16 protein-coding genes are annotated in these 15,452 nt (G+C 47.5%); 15 read left to right on the top strand and 1 reads right to left on the bottom strand.

Annotation, left to right across the window (positions count from 1 at the left end):
• Positions 1-153: 153 nt before the first annotated feature.
• Genes PEPTYR26121_RS00825 through PEPTYR26121_RS00800 form a run of 6 tightly spaced genes read left to right on the top strand, consistent with a single transcriptional unit; the run spans position 154 to position 5,600 of the window.
• Positions 154-693 (top strand): helix-turn-helix domain-containing protein, encoded by a 540-nt coding sequence (locus tag PEPTYR26121_RS00825; protein WP_180498296.1) that lies wholly within the window; start codon positions 154-156, stop codon positions 691-693.
• Positions 694-703: 10 nt separating this feature from the next.
• Complete coding sequence (locus PEPTYR26121_RS00820; protein WP_180498294.1) at positions 704-1,744, top strand: ABC transporter ATP-binding protein; 1,041 nt, start codon at positions 704-706, stop codon at positions 1,742-1,744.
• Positions 1,741-2,574, top strand: a complete 834-nt coding sequence (locus tag PEPTYR26121_RS00815) for an ABC transporter permease (protein ID WP_180498292.1) — start codon at positions 1,741-1,743, stop codon at positions 2,572-2,574. Before PEPTYR26121_RS00820 ends, PEPTYR26121_RS00815 begins: the two co-directional genes overlap by 4 nt.
• On the top strand, positions 2,546-3,343 hold the full coding sequence (locus PEPTYR26121_RS00810) for an ABC transporter permease (RefSeq protein WP_180498290.1): 798 nt from the start codon (positions 2,546-2,548) through the stop codon (positions 3,341-3,343). The genes PEPTYR26121_RS00815 and PEPTYR26121_RS00810 overlap by 29 nt, the downstream gene beginning before the upstream one ends.
• A 1-nt stretch (position 3,344) precedes the next feature.
• On the top strand, positions 3,345-4,388 hold the full coding sequence (locus PEPTYR26121_RS00805; RefSeq protein ID WP_180498288.1) for an ABC transporter substrate-binding protein: 1,044 nt from the start codon (positions 3,345-3,347) through the stop codon (positions 4,386-4,388).
• Positions 4,389-4,418: 30 nt separating this feature from the next.
• Positions 4,419-5,600: an NAD(P)/FAD-dependent oxidoreductase gene (locus PEPTYR26121_RS00800; protein WP_180498286.1), complete on the top strand. Its 1,182-nt coding sequence runs from the start codon at positions 4,419-4,421 to the stop codon at positions 5,598-5,600.
• 48 nt (positions 5,601-5,648) lie between these two features.
• Here the strand turns inward: PEPTYR26121_RS00800 and PEPTYR26121_RS00795 are convergent, their stop codons facing one another.
• Complete coding sequence (locus PEPTYR26121_RS00795) at positions 5,649-6,107, bottom strand: hypothetical protein (RefSeq protein WP_180498284.1); 459 nt, start codon at positions 6,105-6,107, stop codon at positions 5,649-5,651.
• Between the two features lie 124 nt (positions 6,108-6,231).
• On the opposite strand from PEPTYR26121_RS00795, the gene PEPTYR26121_RS00790 reads away from it, so the two are divergent.
• The 9 genes from PEPTYR26121_RS00790 to hydG all read left to right on the top strand — a co-directional run bounded on the left by PEPTYR26121_RS00790 (position 6,232) and on the right by hydG (position 15,452).
• Positions 6,232-7,260, top strand: a complete 1,029-nt coding sequence (locus PEPTYR26121_RS00790) for a ZIP family metal transporter (RefSeq protein ID WP_180498282.1) — start codon at positions 6,232-6,234, stop codon at positions 7,258-7,260.
• Positions 7,261-7,371: 111 nt separating this feature from the next.
• Entirely contained in the window at positions 7,372-8,469 is a 1,098-nt protein-coding gene (locus PEPTYR26121_RS00785; RefSeq protein WP_180498280.1) for a BMP family lipoprotein, read from the top strand.
• A gap of 104 nt (positions 8,470-8,573) precedes the next feature.
• Positions 8,574-10,103, top strand: a complete 1,530-nt coding sequence (locus tag PEPTYR26121_RS00780) for an ABC transporter ATP-binding protein (protein ID WP_180498278.1) — start codon at positions 8,574-8,576, stop codon at positions 10,101-10,103.
• 4 nt (positions 10,104-10,107) lie between these two features.
• A complete protein-coding gene (locus tag PEPTYR26121_RS00775; protein WP_180498353.1) occupies positions 10,108-11,208 on the top strand; it encodes an ABC transporter permease in 1,101 nt (366 codons plus the stop codon).
• Positions 11,201-12,139, top strand: a complete 939-nt coding sequence (locus PEPTYR26121_RS00770) for an ABC transporter permease (protein WP_180498276.1) — start codon at positions 11,201-11,203, stop codon at positions 12,137-12,139. The genes PEPTYR26121_RS00775 and PEPTYR26121_RS00770 overlap by 8 nt, the downstream gene beginning before the upstream one ends.
• 12 nt (positions 12,140-12,151) lie before the next feature.
• A complete protein-coding gene (locus tag PEPTYR26121_RS00765) occupies positions 12,152-12,583 on the top strand; it encodes a PPC domain-containing DNA-binding protein (RefSeq protein WP_180498274.1) in 432 nt (143 codons plus the stop codon).
• A 155-nt stretch (positions 12,584-12,738) separates the two neighbouring features.
• On the top strand, positions 12,739-12,993 hold the full coding sequence (locus PEPTYR26121_RS00760) for a TM1266 family iron-only hydrogenase system putative regulator (protein ID WP_180498273.1): 255 nt from the start codon (positions 12,739-12,741) through the stop codon (positions 12,991-12,993).
• The gene (gene hydE / locus PEPTYR26121_RS00755; protein ID WP_180498271.1) at positions 12,990-14,036 is read left to right on the top strand and encodes a [FeFe] hydrogenase H-cluster radical SAM maturase HydE; all 1,047 of its coding nucleotides are present in this window, start codon (positions 12,990-12,992) and stop codon (positions 14,034-14,036) included. The genes PEPTYR26121_RS00760 and hydE overlap by 4 nt, the downstream gene beginning before the upstream one ends.
• Positions 14,037-15,452, top strand: a complete 1,416-nt coding sequence (gene hydG / locus PEPTYR26121_RS00750; RefSeq protein ID WP_180498269.1) for a [FeFe] hydrogenase H-cluster radical SAM maturase HydG — start codon at positions 14,037-14,039, stop codon at positions 15,450-15,452.

The raw sequence follows: 15,452 nt of genomic DNA, 5'->3' as shown, positions 1-15,452 counted from the left end.
TCAAATCGGAACAGGGGATTCCAATCGCCGTATTTTAGAAGCGTTCACTCACTTTTCCTCAGATTAAAAGCTCCTCCCGTATTGACGTAGTCTTTTCATCCCTTTATAATTTAAGTGTTGTTTAGTAAATTAATCTTGGAGTTTAGTGATAATATGAAAATCGGAGAAAAGATAAAACGGTTGCGCCTGATTCAGCAGCTTACGCAAGAAGAGCTTGCCCAGCGTAGCGAGGTGACGAAGGGTTTTATTTCCCAAGTGGAACGGGATTTAACGAGCCCTTCCGTGGCTACTTTTTTAGATATATTGGACGCTCTCGGCGTAGAGCCCGACGAATTTTTTCGCCATATGGACGAGCCGAAAATCGTCTTTACGAAAGAAGATGCGTCCAGTTTTACATCGGAATCCGAGGGCTATTCCATCGAATACATCGTTCCCAATGCGCAGAAAAACACCATGGAGCCTACTCTTTGGCATATTAAGCCGAAGGGGCGCTCGGAAGTGCTCTCTCTCTATGAAGGCCAGTGGTTTGCCTATGTATTAAAGGGAAATCTCGCCGTTCATTACGGCGACTTCATTTACGATGTAGAGGCGGAAGACACGGTGTACGGTAATGGAGATCGGGAAGTGTTTTTTGAAAACACGGGCTCCGAGTCTGCGGAGTTAATTTGGGTGTCCAACCCGCCGAATTTTTAGGAGGTGACCAATGGATTCTATGATCAGAATTAAGGGGATTGAAAAATCCTTCGGCGACAATCCGGTTTTGAAGGGGATCGATCTTTCGATTCACGACGGGGAGTTCTTAACTTTACTGGGGCCGAGCGGCTGCGGCAAGACGACGCTTTTAAGGATTATCGCAGGCTTTGAGGAAGCCGATGCCGGGGAAGTGTTCTTTAATGGCAAACCCCTTACGGCGGTGAAGCACTACGAGCGGCCGGTAAACACGGTGTTCCAAAAATACGCTCTCTTCCCTCATCTCAATGTCTTCGACAATATCGCCTTCGGTTTGAAATTGAAAAAAATGCCGAAGAAAGAGATTCGTGAAAAAGTGGACGAAATGCTGGAACTGGTCAATCTTCCGGGTATCGGCACAAGAAAGATCCAATCCCTTTCCGGCGGTCAGCAGCAACGGATCGCCATTGCAAGAGCTCTCGTAAATGATCCGAAGATTCTCCTTCTCGACGAACCCTTGGGCGCTTTGGATTTAAAGCTTCGCAAACAGATGCAGTTTGAATTAAAGCGTATTCAGGAGCAGGTGGGCATTACCTTTATCTACGTCACCCACGATCAGGAAGAGGCCCTCAGCATGAGCGATACGGTGGTGGTGTTAAAGGACGGATCCATTCAGCAGATCGGCACGCCGACTTTTATTTACAATGAGCCCGTCAACGCCTTCGTGGCCAATTTTATCGGCGAGAGCAATATTATTCAGGCGAAGTTTGTAAAAGATAAAGTCGTTTCTTTTTACGGAAGAGAATTTGATTGCGTCGATAAAGGATTCGCCCCCGGAGAGCAGGTGCAGGTGGTTATCCGACCGGAGGACGTTGAATTAAAGCGGGATACCGAGGGTCGCCTGACGGGCACCGTAGAGTCCGTGGTCTTTAAAGGTGTACATTACGAAATGATTTTAGACGTTTCGGGCGAGCGGTGGATGGTGCAATCCACTGTGGCGAAGGAACCGGGAGATATGGTGGGCATTTATGTCGAGCCCGAAAATTTCCACGTTATGAAGGGGGAGGGTGAATGAAGCGATTTTCTTTGATTTACATTCCCTGGGCGATTTTGTTTATCGTCTTGCCTCTTTTGCTCGTAGTCTTTATCAGCTTTAACGGCGAGGAAGCAATGAGCATGGAAGGCTATCGATTTTCCATGGAGCAGTACGCGCGGTTCTTTCAGCCCATGTATTTGCGGATTATGTGGCGATCGGTCAACCTCGCCGTGGTGTCTACCGTCGTCTGCCTCTTATTGGGCTATCCGGCGGCTTACAGTATTTCCAGATTAAAGCCTAAGACGGCATCAACGATGATTCTGCTCTTCGTCATTCCCATGTGGATGAATTTTTTGCTGAGAACCTACGCATGGATCACCCTTCTCGGGCGAAATGGCGTCATCAACCGGCTTCTAGGCTTTATTGGCCTCGGACCCTTCGACATGATGTACAATCAGGGATCGATTTTAATGGGCATGATTTACAACTTTCTGCCCTTTATGGTGCTTCCCATTTATACCATTTTGCAAAAAATGGACCATTCCCTTATCGAGGCGGCAAAGGATTTAGGCGCCAATTCGAGAGAAACTTTTTTAAAAGTTATTCTTCCCCTTTCCCTGCCCGGGGTTTACAGTGGCATATTAATGTGTTTTATCCCCGCCCTTTCCACCTTCGTCATCTCCTCTTTACTCGGAGGGAACAAATATTATCTGGTGGGAAATATTATCGAGCAGCAATTTCGACTGACGGGAAACTGGCCCTTCGGATCCGCCATCGCCGTGGTTCTGATCGTCATTTTGCTCCTTATGCTATTTGTCGTTCGCTTACTCGAGAGTAAAAATGAGAAAGGAGATCGCCGTGGGAAATAAATTACGAAAATTTTATTTAGGTCTTATGCTCCTCTTTCTCTACTTGCCCATTTTCGTGCTTATCGTTTTCAGCTTTAACGACACGAAATTAAGAGGGGTGTGGGCAGGATTTACCACCCATTGGTATGTGGATCTTTTCAGCGATCCGGTGATTTTAAAAAGCCTTTATATTACTTTCCTCGTGGCCATCGTCTCTACAGTGGTCTCCACGATTATCGGCACGATTTCCGCCATCGGCATTCGGGCCTTTCGCAAAAACACGCAGCACATTATTTTAAACATCAACTATTTGCCCGTATTAAATCCGGACATCGTGACGGCAGTGGCCCTTATGAGTTTGTACGGCTTCCTTTCCATCGAACAGGGGCTTCTGACCATGATTCTTTCCCATATCGTGTTCTGCCTGCCCTATGTGATCATTTCCGTCTTGCCGAAGCTGGATCAGCTGGACAATAATATTGTGGAGGCGGCCTTCGATTTAGGCGCCAAGCCCCACGAAGTCCTTTATTACGTTATTATTCCCCAAATAAAACCGGGGATCGTCACCGGGGCGCTCCTGGCTTTCACCCTATCCATCGACGACTTTATTATTTCCTTTTTCACCACGGGGCAGGGAGTTTCCAATTTGTCGATCACTCTTTACTCCATGGCGAAGACGGGAATCAATCCGTCTATGAACGCCATTTCTACGATTTTATTCGTCGTGATCATGGCCCTTCTCGTCGTGTTAAATCGTCGGGACGTGGATATAGCCGATCTCGAGGTGTAATATGAAAAAGTTAAAATGGATAGTCTGTTTTTTCGCCCTCTTAGTTTTAGGAGGTTGCGATGATATAGCCAATGGAGATCGCGAGACCATTCACGTCTACAATTGGGGCGAGTATGTGGATATGGATACTATTCGCCAATTTGAGGAAGAGACGGGAATCCACGTCATTTACGACACCTTCGCTTCCAATGAAGATCTTTATGTAAAATTAAAAAAATCCAACGATCCCTACGATGTGGTCGTGCCCTCGGAGTATATGGTGGAGCGATTGATTCGGGAAGATATGCTCCGGCCCTTGGATTACGATTTAATTCCCAATAGTAAAAAGATGGACGAGCGGATTTTGGATATGGAGTACGATCCCGGGAATCGCTACAGCCTCCCCGTCTACTGGGGGACCCTTGGAATCGTGGCAAATAAAAAGTACGTGGACACGCCTATCGATTCCTGGAAGGATTTATGGGATCCTCACTATAAAAATGAGATTATTATGTACAATTCTCAACGGGATTCCATTGCCGTGGCCCTGAAAATGCTGGGATACTCTATGAACAGTCGCTCTCAAAAAGAATTGGAAGAAGCCGGGAAGGCCTTGATTAAACAAAAGCCCTTGGTCTACGCCTACTTGGCGGACGAAGGGCGAGATGTTATGAGCCAGGGCGATGCCGCCCTTTCGGTAATGTATTCCGGAGACGCCACCATGATGTGTCAAGAAAACAAAGATTTAGAATACATTATACCTAAAGAGGGTAGCAATATATGGTATGATTCATTTGTTGTTCCAAAGAACGCTAAAAATCCCACGGGAGCTATGAAATTTATCAATTTCATGTCGCGTCCGGACATAGCCGCAATCAATGCGGAGTTCAATGTGGGTTATGCGACGCCGGTTCTCGAAGCCATCGACTTATTGCCGAAGGAGCTTCGAGAGGATACTATCGCCTATCCGGATATGGATCGCCTGCCGCCACTCGAGGTTTATCGAGATGCGGGAGATTTGGTAAAAGTATACGATCGCATCTGGACGGAAGTTACGGCGGAATAAATTTACAACAGTATACAAAGGAGATGTATCATGGCATTTGATTATGTAATTGTTGGTAGTGGCATCGCCGGAGTAACGGCTGCAAAGGAAATCCGCAAACAGGACAAAGAAGGTTCCATTCTGCTCGTAGGAGACGATGTGAGAAATCCCTATTATCGCATTAAGCTTTCCGAACTTTTAGGAGAAGAGGAGCCTTCCCTTCCCGCCCTTGCAGAAGAAGGCTGGAATGAAAAGCTCGGAATTCAATGTAAGTTCGGCGTGTCCGTAGAATCCATTGATTTCGAAAAGAAGATTTTAAGCCTTTCCAACGGGGAAGAGGTAGAGGCGAAAAAAATTCTCCTCGCCAACGGTAGCCACGCCAATTTACCGCCCTTTAAAAACAGCGATTTAAAAGGCGTCTTTACTTTGAGAAGTTACGACGATCTTTTGTCCATCCTGTCTTATCTGAAAGGCGCGAAGCGCGTCGGCGTGATCGGCGGCGGTCTCTTAGGTCTCGAGGCGGCGAAGAGTCTGCAAAAAAGAGGCCACGAAGTCGTTATCGTGGACATGGAGGAATACCTTCTCTCCAAGCAGCTCAATAGAGAATTGGGCATGACTCTCAACGAAGAGATGAAAGATCACGGCTTTATGGTCTATACGAGTACAGCGACCAAGGGGTTTGTCGGCGACGAAAAGGTTACGGGCATCGAATTTGACGACGGAACCGTAGTAGATTTAGATTGTGTCCTCGTATCCATCGGCGTTCGCAGCAATATCGAACTGTTTAAAGGTACGGACCTTGCGATCAACCGCGGAGTCGTCGTGGACAGAGAACTTAAGACCAATATTGAAAATGTATGGGCGGCAGGTGATGTGGCGGAAATCGATGGCCGTACCATGGGCATTTGGCCCGCGTCCCGCGCCATGGGAAAAGTGGCAGCTGCCAATATGACCGGCGGCAAGGCCACCTACGAAGATCCGAAGCTTTTCACGAAGCTGGATATCGGCGAAATTCAAGTCTTCAGCTGCGGCAATGTTATGGAAGGAGACGTCTATTTCTACGATGACGGCGACGTGCACCACCGGCTATTTGCAAAGGACGGCAAGGTTACGGGCGTGATCTTATATCGCGATACCAAGGCCATGACCACCTACAGAAAGCTCGTGGAAGAGCATGCCGATATTGAAGAAGCCTTAAAGGCGAAATATCCCTTTACAACTGAAAAAGCATAAAAAAAGAGCCCTCGGAAACTTTCGTTTGGAAAGCTCCGAGGGGCTTTTTTATTTGCCGGAATTTAAACCGATCTTCATTTGTAATCTCGTGCCGACGCCGAGATAAATAAATACATATAGTGCGGAGTAAAAAAGTTGTGCGCGTAGGCCCTGTGGCGCGTAGCGGTAAACGGACATGGGAACGAACACGAGGGGACAGACGGCGAATACAATGGCTACGATAAAATTCACCCGTGCCATGTGGACGGTATTGATTTTTTTCGTAATGTGATAGGGTTTTTTATTCTTTTGGATCTGTTTAATTTCATTTCTGAAGATGGGGATGATCCCGATGATCACGAGGAGAATAATGAGAACGTGGAGCATGGCGTTTCGCTCGATAATTTTTCCCGCATCATTATAAACGGGAACATAGGGCTGGGTGAACGCCAAAAATAAAGCCAGGACGATACTGAAAGTATCGATAGACTTTAAAATGTTGATAAATTTCTTCTTGTCGATGGTCATAATTACCTCCGAATTCAGTATAGCACATCGCAAGAAGCTTGAGAATCGGCTACTAATTTTACCGTGCTAATGGGTAACCTTTATGATATGATGGAAAAAACTATAATTGATTAGGGGGAAAACCATGCAGAAACAGATGAAAAATGGCATACTTTTTGTAGTATTTTTACTACTTTGCTTTTTACTGACATTGACACCCTTGGTATCGGAAAAATCTCTCTTTCTTTCGAAAGACATGAGCCGCTCCGGTTTCGACGGTTTGATTTTTGACGACCCTACCAATATCGAGCACCTGCAAATTACGCGGCGCCTCGAAGGGAGCGACCCTACGCTCTTTCGCTACGATGTAAAATTCCGCTACGAGGGGAATCCCTCCAGTGTACGCGTTCTGGGTAAGGTGGCGGAGCCCGTTTACTTACCGGAAGGTACGACGCCTTCCAAGAGTAAGGTAGTACTTAAGGGCGAATACGAGAAAATCAATTCGGCGGTCAAAGAATCTTTACAGCTGAATAAAATTTTAGAAAAACTAAATTATAAGCTTCATCCGGCTTCCGAGCTTCGCATTCCCTTAGATGAAAAGACGGAAGATTACGTCTTCTCCGTGGTGACGCGACCGACTTCCGTGTCCGTGCGCTCGGGTAAAAATCTCGCCGATATCGGCGTATTTGTTACCAATGGTAAGATGGATAAATTTACCGACGCATTGGATGTTAAGGACAAGAGCATGAAGCCTCAGATTACGACGAAGACTCAATCGGGCACTTATATTAATTCTTTGGAACTTATCGACGGATCCGTTCAATCGAGGCTCAATGTGCTTCGCACGCTTTCCGTCATCGTCTGCGTCGTCTCCGCTGTGGGCGGGTTCTTGATTATTCTGACCGATAGAAAAAAACTATACCCCTTCGTCTATGGAGGTATGGTTCTCTTCTCATTGGCTCTTCCCAAAGCTATGTTGAAGGCGCCGAATAATTGGGCTACTTTCTTAGGATTCCCTCTTATCGCCTTCGGCGGCTATTTACTTTACAAACTGATGCGTCGCCCTAAACTTGTAGTGAAATCCCTGGATTTCAGACAAGGTGCGGGAATGGCCATCCTCGTCCTTATTCTTTCCACCTATCTTTTCGCCGTTACGAAAGGATTTTACCTCTAGCATATGAAAAGCGTGTACGTGTACACGCTTTTTTAATTGCAAACCTTATCCTATTGAAAATATAAATGGTACATACTATAATATGGTCAGATCAAATAAAGGGGGAAATCCATGAAAAAAAGATCGCTATTACTAGCACTGACCATGCTGTCCATCTTTGTATTGACCGCATGTGGTGGCGCTTCTAACGGCAATACTGCTAATAACGAAGCAGCCAACAACAACGCCGCAGCGAATGCAGGCGAAGAAAAAACTGACGGCGAGAAACTTAAAATCGGTTTCGTAACCGACGAAGGCGGCATCAACGACCAATCCTTTAACCAAGGTGTATGGGAAGGTCTTAAAAAAGCCAATGCCGATTTCGGCTACGAAGTTTCTTACCAAGAATCTAAAGAAGCCAGCGACTACGACAAGAACATCGAAACCTTACTCGATGCGGACAACGACATTATCGTAGCGGCAGGTTTCAACCTTGAAGAAGCTATTACGGAAGCTGCTAAAAATAATCCCGACGTTCAATTCCTCATCGTCGACGCTGCCAATGGTGAAGGCATCGAAAACTTAACAGGTGTTGAATTTAAGGCGGAAGAACCTTCCTTCTTAGTCGGTTACATTGCAGGTCTTACCTCCGAAACCAACAAAGTCGGTTTCGTCGGCGGTCAAGAATCTACTTTAATTAAAGCTTTTGAAGTAGGCTACCACGCAGGTGTAGACCAAGCGGCTAAAGAAAAAGGCCAAAAGATCGAATTCATCAGCCAATATGTCGGCAACTTCTCCGACGCTGCTAAAGGTAAGAGCATTGCGACCAATATGTACCAACAAGGTGCTGACGTCGTATTCCACGCTTCCGGCGGCGCAGGCGACGGTGTAATCGAAGCTGCAAAAGATATGGACAAATGGGTAATCGGCGTAGACCGTGACCAAAACCCCATCGCTCCCGACAATGTATTGACTTCCGCTATGAAACGTGCCGACAGCGCTGTCTACAAAGTGCTCGAAGGCCTCAGCAAGGGCGAAGAATTCCCCGGCGGACAAACTTTAAACTTCGGTCTTAAAGAAGGCGACACAGTCGACATCGCTCCCACCAGCGACAAGAATGTAAAACCTGAAATCTTAGAAAAGATCGAACCCTTAAAAGAACGCATCATTAAGGGAGAAATCAAAGTTCCTACGACGGAAGAAGAATACAACGCATTTGAAGCAAAATAAATTTGATCGAAAAGGGGAGGGCTCAGGCCCTCCTTTTTTTTATATCCTTTTATATTTTCGAGTCGATAGTGTATAATTGAACAAGTGTATGAAAGGGGAAAACGATGGTTGAAAAAAATTTTGCGCCGGCTGTAGAGATGCGTGGCATTACGAAGAAATTCGGTGACTTTACAGCAAACGACGCGATCGATCTCGTCGTGGAAAAAGGCGAAATCCACGCCTTACTTGGTGAAAACGGCGCCGGAAAATCGACGCTTATGAATATTCTATACGGTCTCTATGAACCTACTTCAGGAGAGGTTAAGATCAATGGAGAGCCGGTAGATTTTAAAGGACCGAAGGACGCTATTGAAAAGGGTCTGGGCATGGTGCACCAACACTTTATGCTCTTTCAACCCTTCACTGTGGTGGAAAACATTATTTTAGGTGAAGAGCCTACCAATGGCGTCGTCCTGGATAAGAAAAGCGCTCGCAAACGAGTAATAGAGCTTTCCAATCATTACGGACTGAAAATCGATCCGGATGCAAAGATCGAAGATATTTCCGTAGGCATGCAGCAGCGTGTGGAAATTTTAAAGGCCCTTTACCGCGATGCGGAGATTTTAATTTTCGACGAGCCTACGGCTGTCCTGACGCCTCAGGAAATTGAGGAACTAATCGCCATTATTAAAGCGCTCTCTAAAGAGGGCAAGAGCATTATTATTATCACCCATAAACTAAAAGAGATTAAAGCTTTGGCGGAAAAATGTACTATTATTCGCAGAGGACAACATATCGGCACGGTGGACGTAGGTTCCGTCGACGAGGCCAAGCTTGCGGAAATGATGGTGGGCCGTTCCATTCAATTTAATGTGGATAAAGAGCCGAAAGTTCCCGGTGACGTAGCCTTAAAAGTGGAAGGCTTGCGGGTCAACGACGCCAGGGATATCGAGGCGGTTCGCGGCCTGAATCTGGAAGTGCGCAAGGGTGAAATCTTCGGAATCGCCGGCGTAGACGGCAACGGGCAAAGTGAACTTTTAGAAGCTCTTACGGGTCTTCGAAAAGTGGAAGAAGGCAAGATCCTTATCGAGGGAAAAGACGTTACAGGATGCTCTCCTAAAGAAATTCGGGAAGCCGGAATGAACAATATCCCCGAGGACCGCAACAAGCGCGGACTCGTGCAGGAATTTACCGTTGCGGAAAATATGATTCTCGATCAATACTTTTCTGCACCCTATTCGAAAAAGGGCATCTTGCAGGACGATCCCATTCATGCCCACGCCGAAAAACTTATGGAATCTTTCGATATCCGCCCGAGAAGGAGCAACTATCTCGCGGGGGATCTTTCCGGCGGGAATCAGCAGAAAGTTATTCTCGCAAGAGAAATCGACGACGATCCGGATATTTTAATCGCCGCTCAACCGACTCGGGGTCTGGATGTGGGCGCCATCGAAAATATTCACAAATTCCTCGTCCAGCAAAGGGATCGGGGAAGAGCCGTGCTCCTTATCAGCTTCGAGCTGGATGAAGTTATCAGCCTTTCCGATCGCATCGGCATTATATATGAAGGTGCCATTACAAAGATCTTCAAGGAAGGCGAAGCCGATCAAAATGAACTAGGTTACTATATGGCAGGAGGTGAACACCGTGAATAAACGTATGTTGTCTTATACCTTTATGTCCATCCTTTTCGGGCTTCTCGTCGGTGCCGTCATCCTGCTCGTCATCGGCGTCAATCCCTTGGAAGCATATAAAGTCATGATATTAGGTGCCTTCGGGAAACCGAAGTACCTGTCCTGGACCATTGTGGAAGCGGTGCCCATTATTTTAACCGGGATCGCCGTAGCCTTCGCCTTTCGAACGGGCATCTTTAATATAGGTGCGGAAGGTCAGTTTATTATGGGCTCTCTCGGTGCGGTTATCGTCGGCGTCGTCGTCAAAATGCCGCCGGTACTACACGCCATCGTGGCCCTTATTGTGGGCATTATTGCCGGCGCCCTCTGGGGCGGTCTCGTCGGTATTTTTAAAGCGAGACGAGGCGTAAACGAAGTTATTTCTTCGATTATGTTGAACTGGATCGCCTTTTACTTCAGCAATTATATGCTTACAAAAGCTTTCTTAAGAAAGCCCGACAGCAACTACTCTTTTACCATCGAGCCTTCGGCAAGTATTCGCATCTTAGGCCATTGGAAACAATCGGAGGCGGGTCGAGCGGTTTTAAAGAACAACGCCTTTTTAAAGGGCATTTTAAATCCGCCGGTTAACTGGGGGATTATTCTCGCCGTTCTCGTCGCCGTCCTCGTGTGGTTCATCTTGAAAAAAACCACTCTGGGCTATCAACTGAAAGCCGTAGGCTTTAATCGCTTTGCGGCGGAATACGGCGGCATCGACATTAAAAAGAGTACGGTCATTTCCATGGCCATCTCCGGCGGTATGGCAGGCCTCGCAGGGGCCGTGCAAGTTTTGGGCGTTACGCAAAATATCGGTATATTAGCTGCCCAACAAGGCTACGGCTTTAACGGCATCGCCGTTTCCCTGATTGCGGCAAACAATCCCATCGCCTGTATCCCCTCGGGAATTTTATTTGCAGCTTTAAGTTACGGCGGCGGAAAATTGAACTCCGCGTTAAATACGCCTTCTGAAGTTATTAATATCGTTATCGGCATTATCGTATTGTTTATCGCCATGCCCCAGTTCTTGGAATGGATTCGCAAAAAATTGGCTTCCAACAAAGTTAAAGGAGGGGAAGAACTTGAATAGTATTTTAGCTAATATTGCCGGAGTTCTCGGCATTACCTTGCTCTACGCCGCTCCCTTAATTTACACCGCTATGGGCGGCGTGGTCAGTGAAAACACAGGTGTCGTCAATATCGGCCTCGAAGGCATGATGACCATCGGCGCCGTCGTCGGTGCCATCGTCGGATTTTATGTGGGAAACCCTTGGATCGCCTTTTTAAGCGCCGGTCTCGGCGGCATGGCCGTCGCCCTCTTACACGGCATCGCCACCATTCACTTCGGTGCCGATCACGTCGTAAGCGGTACGGCCCTGAACTTACTGGGCCCGGGCCTTTCCATTTTCCTCGCGCGCCTGTTCTTTGACGGCGCCGCCATGACCGAGCCCATCCCCTTTAAAAATAAAATGCCTCGCGTCTTTACGGGCGTCTTCCCCAGCGGAAGTGTGGGCGATATTGTTTTCAGCCAATATATTACGGTGTATATCGCCTTCATCCTCGTCGCCGTCGTCTACTTCGTCCTCTATAAGACGAAGCTCGGCCTTCGCATGCGCTCCGTCGGGGAACACCCCCATGCGGCGGAGACTTTGGGCATCGACGTATACCGACTAAAATATATCGGCGTTCTCACATCGGGCTTTTTAGCGGGCCTCGGCGGAGCGAGCTTAAGTCTCGCCGTGGTGGCGAACTTTAGAGAGACCCTTATCTCCGGTCAAGGCTTTATCGCCCTTGCGGCGGTCATCTTCGGCGGATGGAAGCCCCATACCACCCTCCTCGCGTGCCTATTATTCGGCGCGGCGGAAGGACTCGTCATTTTTATGGGTTCCACCTCTATCAAAGTGGCCCCCGACCTTTTAAATATGTTGCCTTACGTGATTACCATGATTTCCATGGTGCTCTTCGTCGGCGAAGCTCGCGGCCCAAGCGCCAACGGTATTCCCTACAAGCGCACGAAATAAAAGGAGGCAATGATGGATTATAAAATCTACTCGAAAGATTCCGCTCCCGTAATCGCCCTGAGATTGGACCCGGGCGATGAAATCGTCGAATCTATCCTCGCCCTTGCGGAAAAGGAAAAGATTCAGGCGGGCATCGTCGAAGGAATCGGCGCCACAGACGATGTAACCATCGGCATAATGGATTTAAATTCGAGAGAATATAAACTGACCCATTACACCGAACCTTTCGAAATCACATCGATTATGGGAAATCTTTCCCGAAAAGACGGCGAGGCCTATCTTCACAGCCATATTAACTTAGGCGGCGTGGACGGATCCGTCGTCGGCGGTCACTTGGATCGCGCGGTGATCTCCATTACGGCGGAAATTTTCATCCGCATAATCGACGGCGCAATCGATCGAAAGTATCACGATGAAATCGGCGTCAATCAAATGATTGTTTAAACAGAAGAGTCGCTTCGGCGGCTCTTTTTTATTGAAAAATACTCTATATTTTTCGAAGAGGACGCGATTAAAACCACTCTATGTTAAAATAATGAGCGTAGATAGTCATCACCTTTTCTTCGAGGTTTTACCTTTAAGCGGAGGTAGGAGGTATTATGAACGAAAAATTAGGAATCATCGCCATCATAGTCGAATCCAACGAGGAATCTGTTGTAGAAAGCATCAACAAGCTTTTACATGAGAGTCGCCATATAATCGTCGGTCGACTGGGCATTCCTTATCCAAAACGAGGACTTTCTCTGATCAGCATCGCCGTGGACGGCGAACAGGATCAGATCAATGCATTGTCCGGAAAACTGGGCATGTTGGACCATGTCACGGTAAAGACCACATTGGCAGGTGTTTTATGATCGGGGAGATTTTAAAACGCTATGACGACAGGGGAACTTTAAGAGACGAGGACATTCGCTATATTCTCGAGCACGAGGAAGAAGTGCGGGAGCCTTTGTTTCGAAAGTCGCGGGAAATTACGGAACGGCATTTCCACAAAAAAATTTACGTACGAGGCCTTATTGAGTTTTCAAATTACTGTAAAAACAATTGCTACTACTGCGGCATTCGCGGAGGCAATGATGAGGTAGTGCGTTATCGCCTCTCAAAAGAAGCCATGGAGCAAGCTGTAAAGGCAGGAGCCGCCATGGGTTTTAAAACCTTTGTACTGCAAGGGGGAGAGGATCCGGGCTTTCCCGACGAGGAAATTACCCGGTGGCTTCATGCTATTAAAAAGATCGATCCGGAAGCCGCCGTCACTCTTTCCGTGGGCGAGCGACCGAAAGAGGTTTACGCTCAGTGGAAGGCGGCGGGTGCCGATCGTTTCCTGCTTCGCCATGAAAGCTACGATCCGGAGCACTATAAAAAACTCCATCCCTCAAATATGAAGAGGGAGAGCAGAATTCAGTGCCTTAAGGACTTAAAAGATTTAGGTTTTCAGGTGGGAAGCGGCTTTATGGTGGGGAGTCCCTATCAGACCGTGGAAAATCTCGTGGAAGATTTCCGCTTTCTAAAAGAACTTCAGCCCGCCATGGTGGGCATCGGGCCCTATGTAAGCCACCACGCCACGCCCTTTAAAGATTTTCCCAGCGGCAGCGTGGAGCGCACGGCTATTTGTATCGCAATTTTAAGATTGCTCTTTCCGAAGGCCAATTTGCCATCCACGACGGCCATGCAGACTTTGGCGAAAGACGGGCGCAATCGCGGGATTTTAGCGGGAGCTAATGTCTTTATGCCCAATTTGTCGCCGCCGTCGGTGCGGGATCAATACGCACTTTACGACGACAAGGCCGCCTTTCAATTGGAAGCGGCGGAAAATCTGGAAGAACTGAAGCGTCAGATTGCGGAGCTCGGCTACGAGATCGTTATGAGCCGAGGAGATTATTTGGATAAGGAGTCATAAATGTATAATGTTAAATCGCCTAGAGCGGAAGAATTTATAAATCACGACGAAATTATGGATACCTTGGCCTATGCCAGGGAAAATGCAGGTAATCGGGAACTTCAAGAGGAGATCCTCGAAAAAGGTCGTAAAATGGAAGGTCTTCAACATAGAGAAGCCGCCGTTTTGCTCTTGACGGAGCTGGACGATATAAGGGAAGCTTACAAAGAGCTTGCCATTGCCATTAAAAAGAAATATTACGGCAATCGCGTGGTACTCTTTGCGCCCCTTTATCTCTCGAATTACTGCGTCAACGGTTGTGTGTACTGCCCTTATCACTATAAAAATAAACATATCGATCGGGTGAAACTTACCCAGGATGAGATTCGAGAAGAAGTCGTCGCCCTTCAGGATTTGGGGCACAAGCGCTTGGCTCTGGAGCTCGGGGAAGATCCGGTAAACAATCCCATCGAATACGTCCTCGAAAGTATTAAGACCATTTATTCCATTAAACATAAAAACGGCGCCATTCGTCGGGTCAATGTAAACATCGCCGCCACGACGGTGGAAAACTATCGCAAATTAAAAGAGGCGGAGATCGGAACCTATATTTTATTCCAAGAGACCTATCACAAGAAAAATTACGAAGAGCTCCACCCGACGGGGCCGAAATCCAACTGGGCCTACCACACAGAAGCTATGGACCGCGCCATGGAGGGTGGCATCGACGATGTAGGTCTCGGCGTTTTATACGGCTTAAATAACTACCAATACGATTTCGTCGGCCAACTGATGCATGCGGAACACTTGGAAGCCTATAAAGGGGTGGGACCTCACACCATTTCCGTTCCCCGCATTCGTCCGGCAGACGATATTAATCCCGACGAGTTTGAAAACGGCGTGCCCGACGAACTTTTCGAAGATATTATCGCCCTGATCCGTATCTCCGTTCCTTACACGGGTATGATCATTTCCACGAGAGAAAGTCAGGACATGCGGGAGCGCGCCTTGGAACTGGGGGTTTCTCAAATCAGCGGGGGCTCCAAAACATCTGTGGGAGGTTATAAAGAGGGTAGAGAAGAAGACAACTCTGCTCAATTCGACACGAGCGACACTCGCAGTTTGGACGAGATCATCTATTGGCTCATGGAACTCGGCTATCTGCCCAGTTTCTGTACCGCCTGCTACCGCGCCGGCCGCACGGGAGAATCTTTTATGGAAGAGGTCAAGAGTTTTCAGATCGCAAAATTCTGTCAGCCCAATGCCATTATGACGCTCCAGGAATACTTGTCGGATTACGCCGCGCCCGAGACAAAGGCCCTGGGCGAATCGAAGATGGACGAATTCCTGGCACTCGTGGAGCGGGATGACTTGCGGAAAAAAGCGGCAGATTATGTAAGCCGTATTCAAAACGGCGAACGGGATTTCAGGTTTTAA

It is taken from the genome of Aedoeadaptatus nemausensis, assembly GCF_903819165.1.
In the GTDB taxonomy this organism is placed as follows: domain Bacteria; phylum Bacillota; class Clostridia; order Tissierellales; family Peptoniphilaceae; genus Aedoeadaptatus; species Aedoeadaptatus nemausensis.
The sequence above is the reverse complement of the archived record's forward strand: the minus strand, read 5'-3'. Positions and strand labels throughout refer to the sequence as shown.

Excerpts from the sequence above, each read along its gene's own strand:
- PEPTYR26121_RS00825 (WP_180498296.1), top strand. The coding sequence starts at position 154 with ATGAAAATCGGAGAAAAGATAAAACGGTTGCGCCTGATTCAGCAGCTT.
- PEPTYR26121_RS00820 (WP_180498294.1), top strand. The coding sequence starts at position 704 with ATGGATTCTATGATCAGAATTAAGGGGATTGAAAAATCCTTCGGCGAC.
- PEPTYR26121_RS00815 (WP_180498292.1), top strand. The coding sequence starts at position 1,741 with ATGAAGCGATTTTCTTTGATTTACATTCCCTGGGCGATTTTGTTTATC.
- PEPTYR26121_RS00810 (WP_180498290.1), top strand. The coding sequence starts at position 2,546 with ATGAGAAAGGAGATCGCCGTGGGAAATAAATTACGAAAATTTTATTTA.
- PEPTYR26121_RS00805 (WP_180498288.1), top strand. The coding sequence starts at position 3,345 with ATGAAAAAGTTAAAATGGATAGTCTGTTTTTTCGCCCTCTTAGTTTTA.
- PEPTYR26121_RS00800 (WP_180498286.1), top strand. The coding sequence starts at position 4,419 with ATGGCATTTGATTATGTAATTGTTGGTAGTGGCATCGCCGGAGTAACG.
- PEPTYR26121_RS00795 (WP_180498284.1), bottom strand. The coding sequence starts at position 6,107 with ATGACCATCGACAAGAAGAAATTTATCAACATTTTAAAGTCTATCGAT.
- PEPTYR26121_RS00790 (WP_180498282.1), top strand. The coding sequence starts at position 6,232 with ATGCAGAAACAGATGAAAAATGGCATACTTTTTGTAGTATTTTTACTA.
- PEPTYR26121_RS00785 (WP_180498280.1), top strand. The coding sequence starts at position 7,372 with ATGAAAAAAAGATCGCTATTACTAGCACTGACCATGCTGTCCATCTTT.
- PEPTYR26121_RS00780 (WP_180498278.1), top strand. The coding sequence starts at position 8,574 with ATGGTTGAAAAAAATTTTGCGCCGGCTGTAGAGATGCGTGGCATTACG.
- PEPTYR26121_RS00775 (WP_180498353.1), top strand. The coding sequence starts at position 10,108 with ATGTTGTCTTATACCTTTATGTCCATCCTTTTCGGGCTTCTCGTCGGT.
- PEPTYR26121_RS00765 (WP_180498274.1), top strand. The coding sequence starts at position 12,152 with ATGGATTATAAAATCTACTCGAAAGATTCCGCTCCCGTAATCGCCCTG.
- PEPTYR26121_RS00760 (WP_180498273.1), top strand. The coding sequence starts at position 12,739 with ATGAACGAAAAATTAGGAATCATCGCCATCATAGTCGAATCCAACGAG.
- hydE (WP_180498271.1), top strand. The coding sequence starts at position 12,990 with ATGATCGGGGAGATTTTAAAACGCTATGACGACAGGGGAACTTTAAGA.
- hydG (WP_180498269.1), top strand. The coding sequence starts at position 14,037 with ATGTATAATGTTAAATCGCCTAGAGCGGAAGAATTTATAAATCACGAC.